Source organism: Paraburkholderia largidicola (genome assembly GCF_013426895.1).
Lineage (GTDB): Bacteria > Pseudomonadota > Gammaproteobacteria > Burkholderiales > Burkholderiaceae > Paraburkholderia > Paraburkholderia largidicola.
The window spans coordinates 658,950-675,891 of sequence record NZ_AP023174.1 but is presented as its reverse complement, the minus strand read 5'-3'; the positions used below and the strand labels follow the sequence as shown (position 1 = coordinate 675,891).

Annotated in this window: 14 protein-coding genes; 11 read left to right on the top strand and 3 right to left on the bottom strand. The window is 64.7% G+C overall.

Features of this window, described 5'->3' with window-relative positions; genetic code table 11:
- Nucleotides 1-96 precede the first annotated feature (96 nt).
- The 3 genes from PPGU16_RS02980 (at nt 97) to PPGU16_RS02970 (ending at nt 4,024) form a co-directional block, all read left to right on the top strand.
- Nucleotides 97-1,410 carry an MFS transporter gene (locus PPGU16_RS02980; protein ID WP_180721641.1) on the top strand — a complete coding sequence of 438 codons (1,314 nt, stop codon included), beginning with the start codon at nt 97-99 and terminating at the stop codon, nt 1,408-1,410.
- A gap of 258 nt (nt 1,411-1,668) precedes the next feature.
- Entirely contained in the window at nt 1,669-2,580 is a 912-nt protein-coding gene (locus tag PPGU16_RS02975; RefSeq protein WP_180721640.1) for a TauD/TfdA dioxygenase family protein, read from the top strand.
- Nucleotides 2,581-2,602: 22 nt separating this feature from the next.
- Nucleotides 2,603-4,024 carry an aldehyde dehydrogenase family protein gene (locus tag PPGU16_RS02970; RefSeq protein WP_180721639.1) on the top strand — a complete coding sequence of 474 codons (1,422 nt, stop codon included), beginning with the start codon at nt 2,603-2,605 and terminating at the stop codon, nt 4,022-4,024.
- A gap of 77 nt (nt 4,025-4,101) precedes the next feature.
- Here the strand turns inward: PPGU16_RS02970 and PPGU16_RS02965 are convergent, their stop codons facing one another.
- Nucleotides 4,102-5,313: a porin gene (locus PPGU16_RS02965; RefSeq protein WP_180721638.1), complete on the bottom strand. Its 1,212-nt coding sequence runs from the start codon at nt 5,311-5,313 to the stop codon at nt 4,102-4,104.
- Nucleotides 5,314-5,638: 325 nt separating this feature from the next.
- Here PPGU16_RS02965 and PPGU16_RS02960 point away from each other — a divergent pair, with 325 nt between their 5' ends.
- The 8 genes from PPGU16_RS02960 (at nt 5,639) to PPGU16_RS02925 (ending at nt 15,619) form a co-directional block, all read left to right on the top strand.
- On the top strand, nt 5,639-6,250 hold the full coding sequence (locus tag PPGU16_RS02960) for a DUF2889 domain-containing protein (RefSeq protein WP_180721637.1): 612 nt from the start codon (nt 5,639-5,641) through the stop codon (nt 6,248-6,250).
- Between the two features lie 270 nt (nt 6,251-6,520).
- Nucleotides 6,521-9,274 (top strand): LuxR C-terminal-related transcriptional regulator, encoded by a 2,754-nt coding sequence (locus tag PPGU16_RS02955; protein WP_224029100.1) that lies wholly within the window; start codon nt 6,521-6,523, stop codon nt 9,272-9,274.
- 269 nt (nt 9,275-9,543) lie between these two features.
- Nucleotides 9,544-11,424 (top strand): feruloyl-CoA synthase, encoded by a 1,881-nt coding sequence (locus tag PPGU16_RS02950; RefSeq protein WP_180721635.1) that lies wholly within the window; start codon nt 9,544-9,546, stop codon nt 11,422-11,424.
- A gap of 47 nt (nt 11,425-11,471) precedes the next feature.
- Nucleotides 11,472-12,611 (top strand): acyl-CoA dehydrogenase family protein, encoded by a 1,140-nt coding sequence (locus tag PPGU16_RS02945; protein WP_180721634.1) that lies wholly within the window; start codon nt 11,472-11,474, stop codon nt 12,609-12,611.
- Between the two features lie 43 nt (nt 12,612-12,654).
- Nucleotides 12,655-13,845, top strand: a complete 1,191-nt coding sequence (locus PPGU16_RS02940) for a lipid-transfer protein (RefSeq protein ID WP_180721633.1) — start codon at nt 12,655-12,657, stop codon at nt 13,843-13,845.
- 37 nt (nt 13,846-13,882) lie between these two features.
- A complete protein-coding gene (locus PPGU16_RS02935) occupies nt 13,883-14,323 on the top strand; it encodes a MaoC family dehydratase N-terminal domain-containing protein (RefSeq protein WP_180721632.1) in 441 nt (146 codons plus the stop codon).
- A 12-nt stretch (nt 14,324-14,335) separates the two neighbouring features.
- Nucleotides 14,336-14,752: a MaoC family dehydratase gene (locus PPGU16_RS02930; RefSeq protein WP_180721631.1), complete on the top strand. Its 417-nt coding sequence runs from the start codon at nt 14,336-14,338 to the stop codon at nt 14,750-14,752.
- A gap of 42 nt (nt 14,753-14,794) precedes the next feature.
- The gene (locus tag PPGU16_RS02925) at nt 14,795-15,619 is read left to right on the top strand and encodes an SDR family NAD(P)-dependent oxidoreductase (protein WP_180721630.1); all 825 of its coding nucleotides are present in this window, start codon (nt 14,795-14,797) and stop codon (nt 15,617-15,619) included.
- 106 nt (nt 15,620-15,725) lie between these two features.
- Here PPGU16_RS02925 and PPGU16_RS02920 read toward each other — a convergent pair whose 3' ends face one another.
- Together PPGU16_RS02920 and PPGU16_RS02915 are read right to left on the bottom strand one after the other, a co-directional pair.
- The gene (locus tag PPGU16_RS02920) at nt 15,726-15,986 is read right to left on the bottom strand and encodes a hypothetical protein (protein WP_180721629.1); all 261 of its coding nucleotides are present in this window, start codon (nt 15,984-15,986) and stop codon (nt 15,726-15,728) included.
- Nucleotides 15,986-16,789 (bottom strand): hypothetical protein, encoded by an 804-nt coding sequence (locus tag PPGU16_RS02915; protein WP_180721628.1) that lies wholly within the window; start codon nt 16,787-16,789, stop codon nt 15,986-15,988. Before PPGU16_RS02915 ends, PPGU16_RS02920 begins: the two co-directional genes overlap by 1 nt.
- Nucleotides 16,790-16,942 lie beyond the last annotated feature (153 nt).

Sequence of the window (16,942 nt, the reverse complement as noted above, 5' to 3'; positions counted from 1 at the left end):
AATACGCTGCCGGCCGTCTTCCCTGGACGCGCGGGCACGCACGACGAATCAAGGAGACAACATGCTCATCTGGCAAACCTGCGTCCGGGGTGGCTCATGAACCATTCAACCGCCCTGCCGCCGCGCGCAGCCTGGACCCTGGCGCTCATGCTCGCCGGTCTCTACACGGTCAACTTCCTCGACAAGGTCGTGCTCGGCATGGTCGCCGTGCCGTTGATGGCCGAACTGCATCTGTCGCCTGCCGAATTCGGGCTGGTCGCGGGCAGCTTCTTCTGGCTCTTCTCGGTATCGACGATCGTCGTCGGCTTCGCATCCAACCGCATTTCAGCGCGCTGGCTGCTGCTCGCGATGGGCATGAGCTGGGCCATGATCCAGGTGCCTCAGGCGCTCGCCACCAGCGCACTCGCGATCCTCGTGTGCCGCGTGATACTCGGCGCCGCCGAAGGCCCCGCGTTCTCCACCTCCGTCCACGCCATTTGCCAGTGGTTCCCCGACCACAAGCGCAGCCTGCCCATCGCCATCGTCAGCCAGGGCGCCGCGCTCGGGCTGCTGCTCGCCGGTCTGCTGATCCCGCTCGTCACGCGCAAATGGGGATGGCGGATGAATTTCTTCGTGTTGTGCGGGATCGGTGTGGTGTGGAGCATCGCGTGGCTCTATATGTCGCGCGAACGCGGGCAGCGCGACGCGGATAAGCTGGCGGCGACCTCCCCCGAATCGACGCACGAGCACGGCCACGCGCCCGCCCGCCTACCCTACCGGACGATCCTCACCGATCCGTCCATCGTGTCGATCTTCCTGCTCGGCTTCTCCGCGTACTGGATGCTCGGTCAGAACCTGACCTGGCTGCCGAGCTACCTCGAAAAAGGACTCGGTTTCGATGGCATCGACGCGGGCCGCTGGTTCGCCGTCGTGATCGGCGTCGCGTCGCCCGTCAATATCGGCCTGAGCTGGCTGTCCGAGCGGATGCTGGCGCGCGGCGTGTCGACGCGCGTCGCGCGCGCACAGTTGCTGAGCGTCGTGGCGATGGTGGCAGGCGCGCTGTTCGTCGCTGTCTCGGCGCTCGATCTGCCGCCCATCGGCAAAACGCTGCTGTTCGCGCTTGCCGGGGCGCTGCCGACGCTCTGCTTTCCGCTCGCGCCCGCCTTGCTCGCCGAAGTCGTGCCCGAGAGCCAGCGCGGCGCAGTCGTCGCGATCTACACGGCCCTCGCAAGCCTCGGCGCAGCGATCGCACCCACCGTCATGGGGCGCATCGTTCAGAGCGCCGGCGCTGGGAACGGTCATGCGTACGAGAACGGCTTCCTGATCGGCGCGGCGCTGCTGTTCGTCGCGGCGCTTGCGGCATTGCGCTGGCTTCACCCGGAGCGCTCGAACCGCGTGCTGAGTCGTCGGCTCGCGCCCGTCTCCGCGTGACGCGATGGGCGTCGCGTGGCGCCATCGCGAAACTTTCTGGCAGAGAGCCATCGCTCGCGTAGGGCGTGCGTCGACGAATGCACCTGCGGTCTTTCGCATCTTCACGTCCCGAGAACAAACGCGATTCGCGCCGAAGCAAGCTGACACGAACGCGACGCAGCGACCGGTCAACCGCCACTCCAGCCGACAATTTCCCGCCGGATCACCTGCGTGCGGTCACCTTGCCGCCCGCTTCGGCTACCAGCAAGGAGACATCAAATGAACGCAAACGTCCAGGCCATCAGACCGGCACAGCCGGAAGTAGCCAGCGAAAGCTGGCCATTCGAAGTCGCGCGGTGCACGCCCGCCATCGGCGCGGAAATCAGCGGCATCGACCTGCGCGAGCCGCTCGACGATGCGACCTACGCTGCGCTGCGCCGCGCGGTGGTGAGGCACAAGGTCATCTTCTTTCGCGACCAGGACATCACGCCCGCGCAGCACGTCGCGTTCGCGCGCCGCTTCGGCAAACTGGAGATCCATCCGACATTCCCGCATCACCCCGATCATCCCGAGCTCGTGATCATCGGCCGCAACGATGCGAAGCGCGGCCGCGAGAACCTCTATCACAGCGACGTATCGTGGCGCGACGTGCCTTCGATGGGCTCGATCCTGCGCTGCGTGCAATGCCCGGAGGTAGGCGGAGACACGATGTGGATCAACATGGTCGCCGCCTACGAAAACCTGCCCGAGGAAGTCAAGTCGCTGATCCAGAATCTGAAGGCCGCGCATGAATTTCTGCCGCTATTCGGCATCGTGGTGCCCGAAGAGCAGCACGACGAGATGCGCAAGAAGTTTCCGCCAGCGATTCATCCCGTGGTGCGCACGCACCCGGAGACGGGCGAAAAGATTCTCTACGTGAACGAGGCGTTCACGACGCATATCGTGAACTACGGTCATCACACGGTTCCGCGCTATCGCTTCGGTTTCGACTTCAAGCTCGCGGAAATGGAACTGCTGCAGTACCTGTTCCGCCAGGCGCAGGCGCCCGAATATCAGGTGCGTCTGCGCTGGCAGCCGAACACGATCGCGTTCTGGGACAACCGCTCGTGCCAGCACTACGCGGTGCAGGACTACTTCCCCGCGGTGCGGCACATGATGCGCGCCACGGTCGTCGGCGATCGCCCGGTTTGAAGCCACACACGGAGAACAACGAATGAAGTTGATCAACAGGTTTTATATCGATGGCCGCTGGGTCCAGCCAGCTGAAGGCGGCAGGCTGATGGAGATCGTCAGTCCGTCGACGGAAACGACCATCGGCCAGCTCACGCTCGGCTCTGCGCACGACGCGGATCACGCCGTCGCCGCTGCGCGCGCCGCGTTTCCCGCGTGGTCGGAAAGCTCTCGCGAAACGCGTATCGCATTGCTCGAACGGATCATGGCCTGCTATCGCGAGCGTGTCGGCGAACTTGCGCACGCCGTCTGCGAAGAAATCGGCGCGCCTATCTCACTGTGCAAGACCTTGCAGGCGCCCATCGGCCTCGCGCACCTGCAGGCGACCATCGACACGCTGCGCCACTTCGAATTCGAAAGCACGCGTGGCAAGAGCGTGGTGCGCCGCGAAGCGATCGGCGTCGCCGCGTTGATCACGCCGTGGAACTGGCCGCTGAACCAGATCGTCGCGAAGATCGCGCCGGCGCTCGCAGCCGGCTGCACGGTGGTGCTCAAGCCGTCCGAACTGGCGCCGCTCGACGCGAAGATCTTCGCCGAAATCATGCACGACGCGGGCACGCCCGCTGGCGTGTTCAACATGATCTTCGGCGAAGGACGCGAGGTCGGCGCGCGGTTGTCGGCGCATCCGCATGTCGACATGGTGTCGATCACGGGTTCGACGCGCGCGGGTGTCGAGGTGGCCATCAGCGCGGCGCCGACCGTCAAGCGTGTCGCGCAGGAACTGGGCGGCAAGTCGCCGCTGCTGATTCTCGACGACGCCGATCTGCAGGCCGCCGTCACCACGGGCGTCGCGCAATGCATGGCAAACTCCGGGCAGACCTGCATCGCGCCGACGCGCATGCTCGTGCCGCGCGCGCGTTACGACGAAGCGGTGGCGATGGCCGCCACCGTCGCCAATGCGATTGCCGTCGGCGATCCGTCGAACGAGGCGACGAAGATGGGACCGCTTGCGAACCGCGCGCAGTTCGACAAGGTGCAGCGCATGATCGGCATGGGCATCGAAGAAGGCGCACGGATTGCGGCGGGTGGTCCGGGTCGCCCGGCCGGTCTTGAACGCGGCTTTTACACGAAGCCGACCGTGTTCGCCGATGTGCATAATCAGATGAAGATCGCGCGTGAGGAAATCTTCGGCCCGGTGCTGTGCGTGTTGCCTTATGACGACGAAGCCGACGCGATCGCGATCGCCAACGACAGCGACTACGGCCTCGCCGCCTATGTCGCCTCGAACGATCTGCAGCGTGCACGGCGCGTCGCCACGAAACTGCGCGCAGGCTCAGTGCGCATCAACGGCGCGATGCTCGATGTCACGGTGCCGTTTGGCGGCTACAAGACCTCGGGCAATGGGCGCGAGTATGGCGCGGAAGGGCTCGCGGAATTTCTGGAGTGCAAGTCGGTGACGGCGTAATTCGCGCGGACGTCCACAACAAAACGGGAGATGACGTTGCACGTCATCTCCCGTTTTCTCTTGATACGACGCAGCCGTCAGAAACGATGCGTCATGCCCGCCACGCCGAGAATCTGCTTCGATCCGTCCGCTGCCGCGACGCCCGGCCAGCTCATGTTCGCGATGCCGTTGTTCTTCATGTAGCCCGCGCGCATGTAGACGCTCGTGCGCTTGGACAGGCTGTGATCCGCACCGATCTGGATGCCGAGCGTGTTGTCCTGCACGCCGCGCACACTGCGATAGATGCCCGCGACCTCGATCACGTCGGCGGATGTCGCCTGGATCGTCGTGCCCAGTTCCATGATGCTAAACGGATGCACCAGCGACGACAGCGCGCCCACTGGACCGACGCCCGGCACCGTCACGATCTGGCTGTTGGCAGGTGTCTTGACCTTGTTGTACGCGTAGTTGAACTGCACGTTGACGATGCCGAAGCGGTAGCCGAGCGCGCCCGTGTAGTGCTCCGTCGACACGAGGTTGAACGTGCTCGCGGGCAGCGGCAGCCCCGCGGCCGTCTGGCCGAGCGACACCGTCTCCTGTCCGCCATGCTGGAACTGGTACGCGAGTGCCGCATAGAGCCCCGCGCCCTGGTACGTCAACGCGATATCGAACATGTTGCCCGACGTCGACGCGATCGGCTGCGAGGTCGTTACCGGGAATGCGTACATCGCGTAAAGCTTTACGCCCCACATTTCCGGCGACTGATACATGATCGAGTTGCTCTGGCGTCCCGACACATACTGCGTCGCGAGCGTCGCGCGGTCGCGGAGGCCCGCGAGGTCGGCGGCGGCGATCGGCGACAGCACTTCGTTGCCGCGAAACGGATCGGTGGGATAGACAGCCCAGAAGCTCGGCTGATACTGGCGGCCAAACGAGAGTTGTCCGTAGTCGTCGTGCTTGAGCCCGACCCACGCCTGCCGGTAAAACAGCGACGTCGAATCGGCGAAGAAGGTGCCGTTGTTGACGTTGAAGCCGTTCTCGACCGTGAACGCCGCCTTCAGCCCACCGCCCAGATCTTCGACGCCTTTCAGGCCGAATTGCGAGCCCGCCGAGCCGCCGCTGCGCTCCGAAAACGAATGGTAGCCGGGCACGTAGGGCGAGCCCGGCCCGCTTCTGGTTCCCGCGCCGCTATTCAGGTACTGGCCGAACACGTCGACCACGCCATAGAGCGTCACGCTCGACTGCGCGGCCGCGCCGCCCGCGGCAAATGCCAGGGTGGCGCCCAGCACCCCTTTACTGATGAAACGCATGCACTGTCTCCTCACATTGTCTCCGCATGTCGCGGACGTGGTCCTGCACGATCGCGCCGAAGCCGGCCATTCTGCCTGGCAGACCGAAACGATGATTCGTCCGATGGCTTGTCGCTGACCTATGGTTGCAGGCGCCCGCAGGCGCGCCGCCCACCCGAATGGAGTGGGTATGGGAATACCCCGATCGAAGCGCCACCACCCGAATGAGGGGGCAGCACGCGCGATGCGACCGTCTACGCTCGAAGCGTGGTTTCCTTTTTGCGATGTCCGCTTGCGCTTTTTCCTGGTTCGCTTCCTTCTTCCACTTTCCGCGAGACTCCCCGCCATGAACGATCCAGCCACGCGCAAACCCACCCGGCGTCTGCTGCATACGCGCCACATCGTCTGCAACGGCTACGAACGCAGCGACGGACTGTTCGATATCGAGGCGCGCCTCACCGATATCAAAGCCGACACGGCTGACCTGCTCTACAAGCAGGTGCCCGCCGGCGAGCCGCTCCACGATCTGCGCATCACGCTCACCATCGACGCGACGGGCCTGATCCGGCGCGCGAATGCATCGACGGATACCGGCCCTTCGCCGTATTGCGCGCAGATCAACGCGGCCTATGAAAGCCTCGCGGGCGTGCGGATCGCGGCTGGCTTCAGGCAGCAGGTGAAAGAGCGCGTGGGTGGCAAGCACGGCTGCACGCATCTGACGGAACTGCTCGGCCCGCTGGCGACCACCGCGCTGCAGACGCTGATGGGCACACGTCCCGGCGGCGGCGACGCCGACGCGCACCTCGCGCAGATGACCGATACCTGTCATGCGTGGCGCGCCGACGGCGAAGTCGTGCGCTTCGTACGCAAACGCCGGAGCGAAACATCACGCGACCGCGATGCCGCGATCGACGCAGAAAAGCCGACGATCGTCGCACGCTCCCTTTCAGATGCGTAATGACATGGCGCAAGCGTTCGCCCTTTTTTATTGAGATAAGGAGCGCTAGGCGTGCGTTACCGCAACGCCGCCCGGCCTCCTATCGGTATCGCCCCGAGGCTGCGCTTGATTTGCACTGCGATAGAATGGCCTGTCAATTTTTGTCGTCCCAAAGGCTATTACCGATGGCGCGGGAGACACGAGGCGCAGGTCGATATGCCGCAGAATTCCCGCTCTACTCCCGCTTGCCGGCACGACGCCGGCACCGAAGAATCCGGCGTCCACCTCCGCTTGCTTCCTCCTCGCAGCGCGGCGCGGGTCGTCGCGCGCGAACGGTTGCTCGCGCAACTGCGCGACGCGCGCCGCATGCGCTGCATCGTCGTTCAGGGACCGGCCGGCTCGGGCAAGACGACGGCGCTCATCGCCTGGCGCGAAGCGTTGCTGCCGCTCGGCTTCGATATCGCGTGGCTGACTTTCACATCGGAAGACGACGATCCCACCGTCTGCCTCGACGATCTGGTCGGCAGCCTCAGGCAGGTGAATCCGTCGATCGGCAAGGAAGCCGCACTGCTCGGCGGCCGCGGGATGGATGAGGAAGCCGTCGAGCGCACGGTGATCGCGCTCGTCAACGGCATCGCGCGCCACCCCGCCGAACTCGTGCTGGTACTCGACGACGTGCATCATCTCGCCAACGCGCGCAACCACGAAGCGCTGCAGTGGCTGCTCGACTACGCGCCCGCGAACCTGCATGTCGTGTTCGCGTCGCGCACCATCCTGCCGTTGTCATTGGGCAGGTTGCGCGACCAGGGTCTGGTGCTCGAACTCGACATGCGCGATTTGCGCTTCACTGCCCAGGAATCCGAAGCCTTTCTGAAAGCGCAGATCGGCGACATTTCCCCGAAGGACGCGCGCCGCCTGCACGAACTGGCCGACGGCTGGGCGGCGGGACTGCAACTATTCGCGATCCGCGCGAAGCGCAACCGGCAAGGACAGAACGACAGCGCATCGGCGGATATCCCGGCGCCATTGCACTTGCAGGACCCGCGCGCGTTCGCCGACTATTTCGAACGCGAGGTACTGTCGCGGCTGTCGCCTTCCGAGGTCGATCTGCTGATCCGCATGGCCGCGTGCGCGCGCATCTGCGGGCAGCTTTGCGTCGCGCTCGTCGCGGGCGAGCAGCGTCCCGCCGAGGTGCTCGCGCTGCTCGTACGGCTGGAGAGCGACAACCTGTTCGTCGCGCCCGTCGAGTCGCAAGACGCTGCCGTGTGGTATCGGCTCAATCCGCTGTTTCGGGAAACGCTGCTCGAACGTTTCGGCGCGCGCAGCGAGCGTTACCAGCGCGACGTGCACCGCGCCGCGTGGACCTGGTTCCGCGCCCACGGCCACGCGGACGAAGCCGTGCGACATGCGCTGCTCGCGGGCGAACCGGGCGAAGCCGCAGATCTCGTGCTCAACGTTGCGCGCGAGTTGCAGGTAGGCGGCGAGCTGCGCAAGGTCGTCGCGCTGATCCGCATGCTGCCCGTCGCCGAGATTCAGGCGCGCATCGGTTTGCGTCTGTGGATGGCCCATCTGCATCTGTACGCGCGCGATTTCGCCGCCTGCGAGACGACGGTCGCTGGACTGCAAAGCGACATCGGCCACGCCGATCCGTCGCTTCAATACCGGCTCACGCTGCTGCAGGCCGCGCTTGCCGTGCAGCGCGACGACACGGACGGCGCGATGTCGATCCTGCCGCGTCTGCTCGAGGCGCCCGCCGAGGCAGACGGGCTGATCGTCGGCGCGCGCAACAATATACTTTCGTGGCTGTACATGCATCGCGGGCAATACACGGACGCGCGGCGCATCCAGCTCGACTCGCCGCCCATTCTGTTCGATGGCGCGCCCCTTGTCGGCACGAGTGCGGGCACGCTGAACGGACGCTGCTTCGTCGGGTTCAGCTACGCACTGGAAGGCAAGTTCGTCCAGGCCGAGCGCATCTGCCGCGACGTGTTGTTCGAAGCCGACTCGCGCGGCAGCCCCGCCGCCGAAGCGAGTTGCCTCGCGGCGGCGCTGCTCGGCGAAGTGCTGTACGAGTTCAATGAGCCCGACGCGGCGCGCAAGCTGATCGAGGGCCGCGTCGACGTGCTGGAGCGCGTGTCGGTGCCGGATTCGGTGCTGCGCGTCCACACGGTGCTGGCGTCGGCGCACTGGCTGGCGGGCCATCATCTCGACGCGATGGCCTATCTCGAACGGCTCGACGAATACGCATCGCAGCACGGGCTGCTGCGCCTCGTCGCGCACGGCCTCGCCGAGCAGGTGCGCCACCATCTGTCGATCGATCATTTCGATGCGGCTGAAGCCGCGCTCGCGCGCCTCGATGCGATCGCCCCGCGGGTTCCGCCCGAGCGCGCGACTACGCTGACTGCCGTGGCCGCGCTGACGGAACAGGCGCATATCGACTGGTGCATCGCGCACGAAGACTTCGAGGCGGCTGCCGTGCGACTGCAACCGTTGATCGCGCTGTGCGAGGAGCGCGGCTGGCAACGCCAGGCGGTGCGCTATCAGATGCAGGCGGCCGTCGTCGCGGCCCGGCTCGGACGCACGGCGGCGATGCATAAGTACGTGTTGTCCGCGTTGCGCCTGGGCCATCGCCTCGGTCTCGTGCGCAGTATTCTCGATGCGGACCGTGGCGCGCTGGATGTGATTCATGCTGTGCTGGACGCGATCCCGGAAGATCCGTTACTGCGCTTCTATGCTTCGCGCCTCGATGCGGCGCATCAGGCCGCGGTGGCCCTTGCTGGCCGGTGCGATGCGCCGGTCGATGCGCGCGGCAATGTCGCGACAGGCGCCGAACTGCTGAGCGAGCGCGAAGCCGAAGTCGTGCATCTGCTCGCGCAGGCGCTGCCGAACAAGAAGATCGCGCGCACGCTCGGTTTGTCGCCGGAAACCGTCAAGTGGCATCTGAAAAATATCTACGGCAAGCTCGGCGTTTCGAGCCGCGACGAAGCGGTTGCCCGCGTGCGCGACTTCGAGTTGGGATGCGCGTCGGGCGATATCGTCCGCTGAGTCCAACGGGTCGCGCGGCTCGGTCCGCAGCGTCCCCCCATCGGCGTTCCCTCCATACAGCGCCGCCACCCGGCTCGGGTGGTTTTGCGCGTAGCCTCTGCCACTATTCTTGGATACAGGTCAGCCGCGCGTCGACACGCCGGCTACCTTCAATACAAAACGTGGATGCGCGATGCGCATCAGGCAGTACGGCAACCATGTGGCATGAGTCCAGCGTAAGGCGCCAAAGCGCCCACGCTGGTCGTCGCTGACATAGGAGACAAGACCTCATGATGACGGTCACCCCCACTCAACCGGCGGCAGCGTCCTACCGTCCCGTTCGTATTCCCGAGCGGCACACGCTGGTCGAACGTCGTGCGGATGGCACGCTGATACTGCGCTCGGCCACGCCGCCTCCCGACATCGCGGAACGAAGCTTCGCGGATTTCATCCCCGCCTGGGCCGCTCAGCGAGGCAACCGACCCGCGTTCCGCGAGCGCGACGCACACGGCGACTGGCGTTCGCTCAGCTGGGCCGACCTGTGGCGGCAAGTCCAGCTCGTCGGCGCGGCGCTGCTCGGGCTCGGCCTCGATCAGGATCAGCCGCTGATGCTGCTGTCGGGCAATTCAATCGAGCAGGCGGTGCTGCTGCTCGCCGCCGAATACGTCGGTGTGCCCACTGCGCCCGTCTCCCCCGCCTACTCGACCGTCAGCAAGGATTTCGCCCGCCTGCTCGGCGTCGCGACGCTCGTGCCGCCCGCCGCGCTGTTCGTACAGGAGACCGGGCCGTACGAGCGCGCGCTCGCCGCGCTCAGCTCGGCTACGACGACCGTCATCGCAGTCCAGGGCGTGCGCCCTGGCGTCATCGCCTGGGCCGACCTGATCGCCGAAGACCTCACGCCGCAGCAGATCGCAAAGGTGGCAGCCGCGCACGCGGCGATCCGCGCCGACGACACCGCACGCGTGCTGTTCACGTCCGGTTCGACGGGCACGCCCAAAGGCGTCGCGCTGACGTACGGCAACTTCCGCGCGGTCGCCGCGTACTACGCGGACAATCTAGGCTGGCTGCGCGAGACCGAGCCGGTGTTTCTCGACTGGCTGCCGTGGCACCATGGCCTCGGCGGCGTGCTGAACCTCGGGCGCTCGATCCAGTTCGGCGCCGCCCATCATATCGACGACGGCAGGCCACTGCCCGGCATGATCGAGCGTACGGTGCGCAATCTGCGCGATGTATCGCCGACCATCTTCACGAGCGTGCCGTCCGCGTGGACCGTGCTCGCGGGCGAACTCGAACGCGACCCGGAACTCGCGCAGAAGCTGTTCGCGAACGTGCATTACTTCGGCTACGGCGGCGCGAGCCTGCCGCGCGACGTCTGGCAACGCATCCAGCAGGTCGCGGAGCAAACCATCGGTCAGCGGATCGCGTTCTGCACGGGACTCGCCTGTACCGAAACGAGCGGCATGGGCACCTACTGCGGCCGCGCGAACGCGGAGAACGGCAACATCGGCACACCCGTCCCCGGCGCCGAGGTGAAGCTCGTGCCGCTCGAAGGCGGCGATGCGCGCTACGAGATCCGCATGCGCGGGCCGCATGTGTTCGGCGGCTATGTCGCGCATCCGGAACTGACGGCGGCCGCCTTCGACGACGACGGCTTCTTCCGGCTCGGCGACGCCGTGCGTCTCGTGAATGCCGACGATCCGTCGCAAGGCATGTTGTTCGCCGGCCGCGTCGTCGAAGACTTCAAGCTGACCAACGGCACATGGGTGCGCACGGGCGCCGTGCGTCTCGCGCTACTCGAATGCTGCTCGCCGTTGCTGACGGATGCCGTGATCTGCGGACACGATCACGACTACCTGGCCGCGCTCGCGTGGCCCAATGTCGCGGCGTGCCGCAAGCTCGCGCCGGAACTCGCGACGCTCGATGCCGCGGCGCTGGTGCAGCACCCCATCGTCGTCGATGCGATCAGCAAATGCTTGCGCTCGCAGGCAAACAGCGGTTCCAGTCTGCGCATCGAGCGCCTGATGCTGATGGCCGAGCCGCCGTCCATCGACGCCAATGAGATCGCCGACAAGGGTTACGTCAACCAGTCGGTGACGCGCGCACGCCGCGCGCATTTCGTCGAGCAACTGTTCCAGACTTCACCCGCCGCGCATATCGCTCGCGCGCAGTAACGATCCGCAAAAGGCCAACGGCTCCATTCGAACAGGAATATTTAGTCATGCAAATTACCAGAACCGTCTTCCGTGACGATCACGAAATGCTGCGCACGAGCGCGCGGCGCTTTCTCGAACGCGAATGCGTGCCGAAGCAGGTCGAGTGGGACAAGGCGGGCAAAGTCGACCGCGAAACGTGGCTCAAGGCGGGCCGCGAAGGTCTCTTGTGCCTCACGCTGCCGACGGAATACGGCGGCGGCGGTGGCGACTTCGGCCACGCGGCCGTGCTCAACGAAGAGATCAACCGCTCGGGCGTCAGCGGCCTCGGCTTTTCCGTGCACTCCGACATCATCGCCCCGTACATCGCGCGGCTCGGCAATGAAGAACAGAAGCAGCGCTGGCTGCCGAAAGTCTGCTCGGGCGAAGCGATACTCGCGATCGGTATGACCGAGCCGGGCACGGGCAGCGACCTGAAAGCGATTCGCACGACCGCGATCCGCGACGGCGACGAGTACGTGATCAACGGCAGCAAGACCTTCATCAGCAACGGGCTGAATGCCGATCTCATCATCATGGTCTGCAAGACCGATCCGAACGCGGGGTCGAAGGGCGTGAGCCTGATCGTCGTCGAAGCGGACCGCGACGGCTTCCGGCGCGGCCGCAAGCTCGACAAGGTCGGCCAGCATGCGCAGGACACGGCTGAACTGTTCTTCGACAACGTGCGCGTGCCCGTGTCGAACCGTCTCGGCGAGGAAGGCAAAGGCTTCGCCTACCTGATGGCCGAATTGCCGCAAGAGCGCCTGTCGATCGCAATCGGCGCGGCCGCCAAGCTCGAAGTCTGTCTCGATCACACGATCAACTACGTGAAGGACCGCCGCGCGTTCAACCAGACCGTGTGGGATTTCCAGAACACCAAGTTCAAGCTCGCCGACATCAAGGCGCAGGCCTCGGCCGTGCGTCTGCTCGTCGACCACTATCTCGCGGAACACGTGCGCCGCCGCCTGACGCTCGAAGAAGCCGCGATCGCCAAGCTCTTCGCGACGGAAACGCTCGGCAAGGCGCTCGATGAAATGGTGCAGCTGCACGGCGGCTACGGCTACATGCTCGAGTACCCCGTCGCCCGCGCGTTCGCCGATGCACGCGTGATGCGCATCTATGGCGGCACGAGCGAGGTCATGCGCGACCTCATCTCTCGCAAGCTGTGATCCCGCAGGTCAATCGAACATTCCATCCAGAAGGAGCAGTGACATGACTCGCAATGTCTTCGTTGCCGGTGTCGGCATGATTCCGTTCAAGAAGCCGGGCACCAGCGATGCCTATGACGTGATGGGCGCGAACGCAGTGCGCGATGCACTCGCCGACGCTGGCGTCAGCTATGCCGACGTACAGCAAGCCTATGCCGGCTACGTGTATGGCGATTCGACCTCCGGTCAGAAAGCGCTCTATCACGTCGGCATGACGGGCATTCCCGTCATCAACGTGAACAACAATTGCGCGACGGGCTCGTCGGCGTTGTTTCTCGCGCGTCAGGCCGTGGCGAGCGGCGCCGTCGATTGCGCGCTCGCCGTCGGCTTCGAGTACATGGGTCCGGGCGCGCTCAAGTCGGTGTGGACCGACCGCGCCAGCGCGCTCGAACGCGCGCTCGACATGACGGATCAGCTCGTCGGCCGTCCCGAGGGGTTGAGCAACGCGATTCGCCAGTTCGCGGGCGCGGGCATGGCGCACATGAAGAAGTACGGCACGAAGCTCGAAACGTTCGCGAAGATTCGCGCGAAGGCGAGCCAGCACGCGGCGCGAAATCCGCTCGCCGTGTTCCGCAACGTGGTGTCGACGGAAGACGTGATGGCCGCGCCGATGCTGTGGGACGGCGTGCTGACGCGTCTGATGGCCTGCCCGCCGACTTGCGGCGCGGCTGCCGCGATCATCGTGTCCGAAGAATTCGCGCGCAAGCGCGGCCTGCACACTGACGTGACGATCGCGGGCCAGGCGCTGACGACGGATCTGCCGAGCACGTATGACGCACGCGACATGATCCGTGTGGTCGGTTTCGACATGACGCGCGACGCCGCGAAGAGCGCGTATGAACAGGCGGGTATCGGCCCGGAAGACATCGACGTGATCGAGTTGCACGACTGCTTCGCACAGAACGAACTGCTGACGTACGAAGGACTCGGCCTGTGCGCGGAAGGCGAAGGCGCGAAGCTCGTCAGCGACGACGACAACACGTACGGCGGCAAATGGGTCGTCAATCCGTCGGGCGGGCTGCTATCGAAGGGTCATCCGTTGGGCGCGACGGGCCTTGCGCAGTGCTTCGAACTGACGCAGCAGTTGCGCGGCAAGGCCGATGCGCGGCAGGTCGAAGGTGCGCGGATCGCGCTTGCGCACAACGTCGGGCTGGGCGGCGCGTGTGTCGTGACTGTGTACAAGGCCGCGCGCTAATAGCCGCTCCCAGGACCGCGTTCACGGAGCATCCGACATGATCGACAAGAAGTTTATCGGCAAGGTATTGCCGGCGTTTTGCGCCGTCGCCGAAGCGGGTCAGTTGCGCTTCTTCGCGAAGGCAACGGGCGAAACCAATCCCGTCTATCTGGACGAATCGGCGGCGCGGGATGCGGGGCATGCCGCCCTGCCCTTGCCGCCCACGTTTCTGTTCTCGCTGGAGTTTCAGCAGCCGGATACGGGGTGGCGCGACGAACTGGGTATCCAGCTGTCGCGCATCCTGCACGGCGAGCAGTCGTTCACGTATCACCGTCTTGCGCATGCGGGCGACGTGCTGCGCTTCGAAAGCCGCATCGCCGACATCTACGACAAGAAGAACGGCGCGCTCGATTTCGTCGTGCGCGAAACACGCGTGACAAACCAGAAAGGCGAGCATGTCGCCGATCTGCGCAGCGTGCTCGTGCAACGCAACAGCTAACGGAGAACGCTGATGAGCACCCTGACATTCGACGACGTGAAGATCGGCGACACGCTGCCGCCGCTGACACTCGAACCCGTCAACCGCACGACGCTTGCGCTTTTCGCGGGCGCGTCGGGCGATCACAACCGCGTGCATATCGATACCGACTACGCGCGCAAGGCGGGCATGCCCGACGTATTCGCGCATGGCATGCTGTCGATGGCGTATCTCGGCCGTCTGCTGACGAGCTGGGTCGATCAGCGGCAGTTGCGCGAGTTCGGCGTGCGCTTTGTCGGCATTACGCATCTGGGGCATGAGGTGACGTGCACGGGGCGCGTCGTCGACAAGTTCGAAGCTCACGGCGAACGGCGCGTGAAGCTCGAGATCCAGACAGCCAATCAATACGGCGAGCCGCGCGTGGTCGGCGAGGCCGTCGTTGCGCTTTGATGCGCGACTCGACGCAATCAGACATACACAGGAGAACAGCAAATGGGAAAGCTTGACGGCAAGGTCGCCCTCGTGACGGGCTCGGGACGCGGCATCGGTCGCGCGATCGTCGAGAAGTTCGCGAACGAAGGCGCGCGAATCGTGGTCAACGACCTCGACGCGGATCCAGCGCACGAGACAGTCGAAGCATTGAAGAAGATCGGCGTGGAAGCCGTGGCCTGCGTCGGCAACGTGACTGCGCCGGATTTCGCAGACCGTTTCGTCGGCACGGCGCTGAAGGCATTCAAGGGTATCGACATCATCGTCAACAACGCGGGCTATACGTGGGACGACGTGATCCAGAAGATGAGCGACGAGCAGTGGTACGCAATCATCGACTGTCATATGACGGCGCCGTTTCGCATCCTGCGCGCCGCGTATCCGCATGTAAAAGCGCTGCACGCCGCCGACAAGGAAGCGGGCCGCGAGGTGTATCGCAAGATCGTGAATATTTCGTCGGTGTCCGCGCTGAACGGCAATGCCGGCCAGATGAACTACTCGTCGGCGAAAGCCGGCGTGATCGGCATGACGCGGGCATTGGCGCGCGAATGGGGGCGTTTCAATGTCAACGTCAACTGCGTGGCGTTCGGTCTGATCCACACGCGGATGACGTCGGCGGATGCGCATGCGGGCGCGACGGTGAATATCGACGGCCGCGATATTCGCGTGGGGTTGAATCCTGACATGCTGAAGTCGCACGCGCAGCGCAATCCGCTTGGACGTGGCGGTACGCCGGAAGAGGCTGCCGGCAGCGTGTATCTGTTCTGCTCGCCGGAGTCCAATTACATCACGGGGCAAACCATTGCGGTGGCGGGGAACCTGCAGTAATCGTGTTGCGTGGAAGTCCGGCGGTTCACCCGAGCTGGTCGGGCTTTTTCAAGGCGTCTCTGCTGTGGAGGCGCCTTTTTTTGCGAGCCGGGTCTTGGCTGCGTCTCTAATCGTCGGCTTGTGTGACCTTGATGTAAGGCTTCAGACCAGGGTTCGACAACGCAAGAAGGTTAAGCGTTGCCCCGCCAAATCGACGCGCGAATTCATCATCGAACTCATTGTTGTACTCGGAGACCGGCAACTCAACCGGAAAAAGACGGGCTGTCACCGCAAGCACTTTCTCCAGGTCAAGCGTGTACGAAACGAGTGCCTGCTTGTCTTCAGACCACATCACAACGACGCACCGCTTTTCAGGATGGTTTGCCATTAATACCCTCTGCATTGTTGAAAGCTTTGGAACGCCCGTTGTGAGCAAGCGTCCATAAAGCGCTGCCCGCCCATCGCCCTTCGATACGCGGCGCATTCGTCCATATCGCGCTCGTACTGCGCAAAGCATTCCGCCTCGTGCGCCTCGCTCACGCCGCGCGCGGCCACACTGTGGATATCATCGCTCAAATCAGCCTGTTCATACTCAAACGATCGGGCATCGTCGAGCGGTGTCGAGTTCAATCCGGGCGGTGAGGTACGCTTATCGAGGTTCTGCGGCATACGCGGCGGCTTGCCCATCATCCGCTGTGCGGCGGCGCGCGGGTCGAACCGTTCATGCTGTCGCGGACCAGGCGTGAGCCGCTTCACGCGATCTTTCTGGATGGCCCCGACACAGGCGCGCAAGTCGTCTCCCCTGGGTACGAAGATCAGGTCACCATGCCTGACCGCCCTGACCACTGCCTCGATGGACCGTCCCGTATCCATTTGTTGATATCCGCCAAAGAGCGCCATTTTGCCGAGCACGGCTCGCATCTCGCTCTCCGTGCACATCAGTGAGAGGCGCTGGCCCGCTTCCATCCAGGCGAACCGGGCAACGTGCATTGCCTCCGTAATAGCCTCGATTTCCCGGGGTGTGACTTCGGTGAAGTGCCGGTGAGTGCCGAAGGTGAAATGCCTGGCCGGAATGAACATGCGTGGGTCTTGCAAGCTCAGGCAGGCCGGTTGCCGCAGGCTTTGCCAGAAGAGGTACGAGTACTTGCGATTTTCGTGCGTACCGTCGTAAAGCGGGCCAAGAGAGAACATGCGGGAGTTCTCACCGTGTCAGTCGTAGATCGAACAGATCGCATCCAGGCCGCGAGGCCAATGCCACCGGGCAGTCAAGGCCAACGGACCCGCTTGACGCTCCCGGCCTGAGTCCGAATGTCCTCATGTGCTTGCAGTCGCCGGCTTTGCGTC

Excerpts from the sequence above, each read along its gene's own strand:
- PPGU16_RS02935 (WP_180721632.1), top strand. The coding sequence starts at position 13,883 with ATGATCGACAAGAAGTTTATCGGCAAGGTATTGCCGGCGTTTTGCGCC.
- PPGU16_RS02970 (WP_180721639.1), top strand. The coding sequence starts at position 2,603 with ATGAAGTTGATCAACAGGTTTTATATCGATGGCCGCTGGGTCCAGCCA.
- PPGU16_RS02975 (WP_180721640.1), top strand. The coding sequence starts at position 1,669 with ATGAACGCAAACGTCCAGGCCATCAGACCGGCACAGCCGGAAGTAGCC.
- PPGU16_RS02980 (WP_180721641.1), top strand. The coding sequence starts at position 97 with ATGAACCATTCAACCGCCCTGCCGCCGCGCGCAGCCTGGACCCTGGCG.
- PPGU16_RS02945 (WP_180721634.1), top strand. The coding sequence starts at position 11,472 with ATGCAAATTACCAGAACCGTCTTCCGTGACGATCACGAAATGCTGCGC.
- PPGU16_RS02950 (WP_180721635.1), top strand. The coding sequence starts at position 9,544 with ATGATGACGGTCACCCCCACTCAACCGGCGGCAGCGTCCTACCGTCCC.
- PPGU16_RS02960 (WP_180721637.1), top strand. The coding sequence starts at position 5,639 with ATGAACGATCCAGCCACGCGCAAACCCACCCGGCGTCTGCTGCATACG.
- PPGU16_RS02920 (WP_180721629.1), bottom strand. The coding sequence starts at position 15,986 with ATGGCAAACCATCCTGAAAAGCGGTGCGTCGTTGTGATGTGGTCTGAA.
- PPGU16_RS02965 (WP_180721638.1), bottom strand. The coding sequence starts at position 5,313 with ATGCGTTTCATCAGTAAAGGGGTGCTGGGCGCCACCCTGGCATTTGCC.
- PPGU16_RS02925 (WP_180721630.1), top strand. The coding sequence starts at position 14,795 with ATGGGAAAGCTTGACGGCAAGGTCGCCCTCGTGACGGGCTCGGGACGC.
- PPGU16_RS02940 (WP_180721633.1), top strand. The coding sequence starts at position 12,655 with ATGACTCGCAATGTCTTCGTTGCCGGTGTCGGCATGATTCCGTTCAAG.
- PPGU16_RS02930 (WP_180721631.1), top strand. The coding sequence starts at position 14,336 with ATGAGCACCCTGACATTCGACGACGTGAAGATCGGCGACACGCTGCCG.
- PPGU16_RS02915 (WP_180721628.1), bottom strand. The coding sequence starts at position 16,789 with ATGTTCTCTCTTGGCCCGCTTTACGACGGTACGCACGAAAATCGCAAG.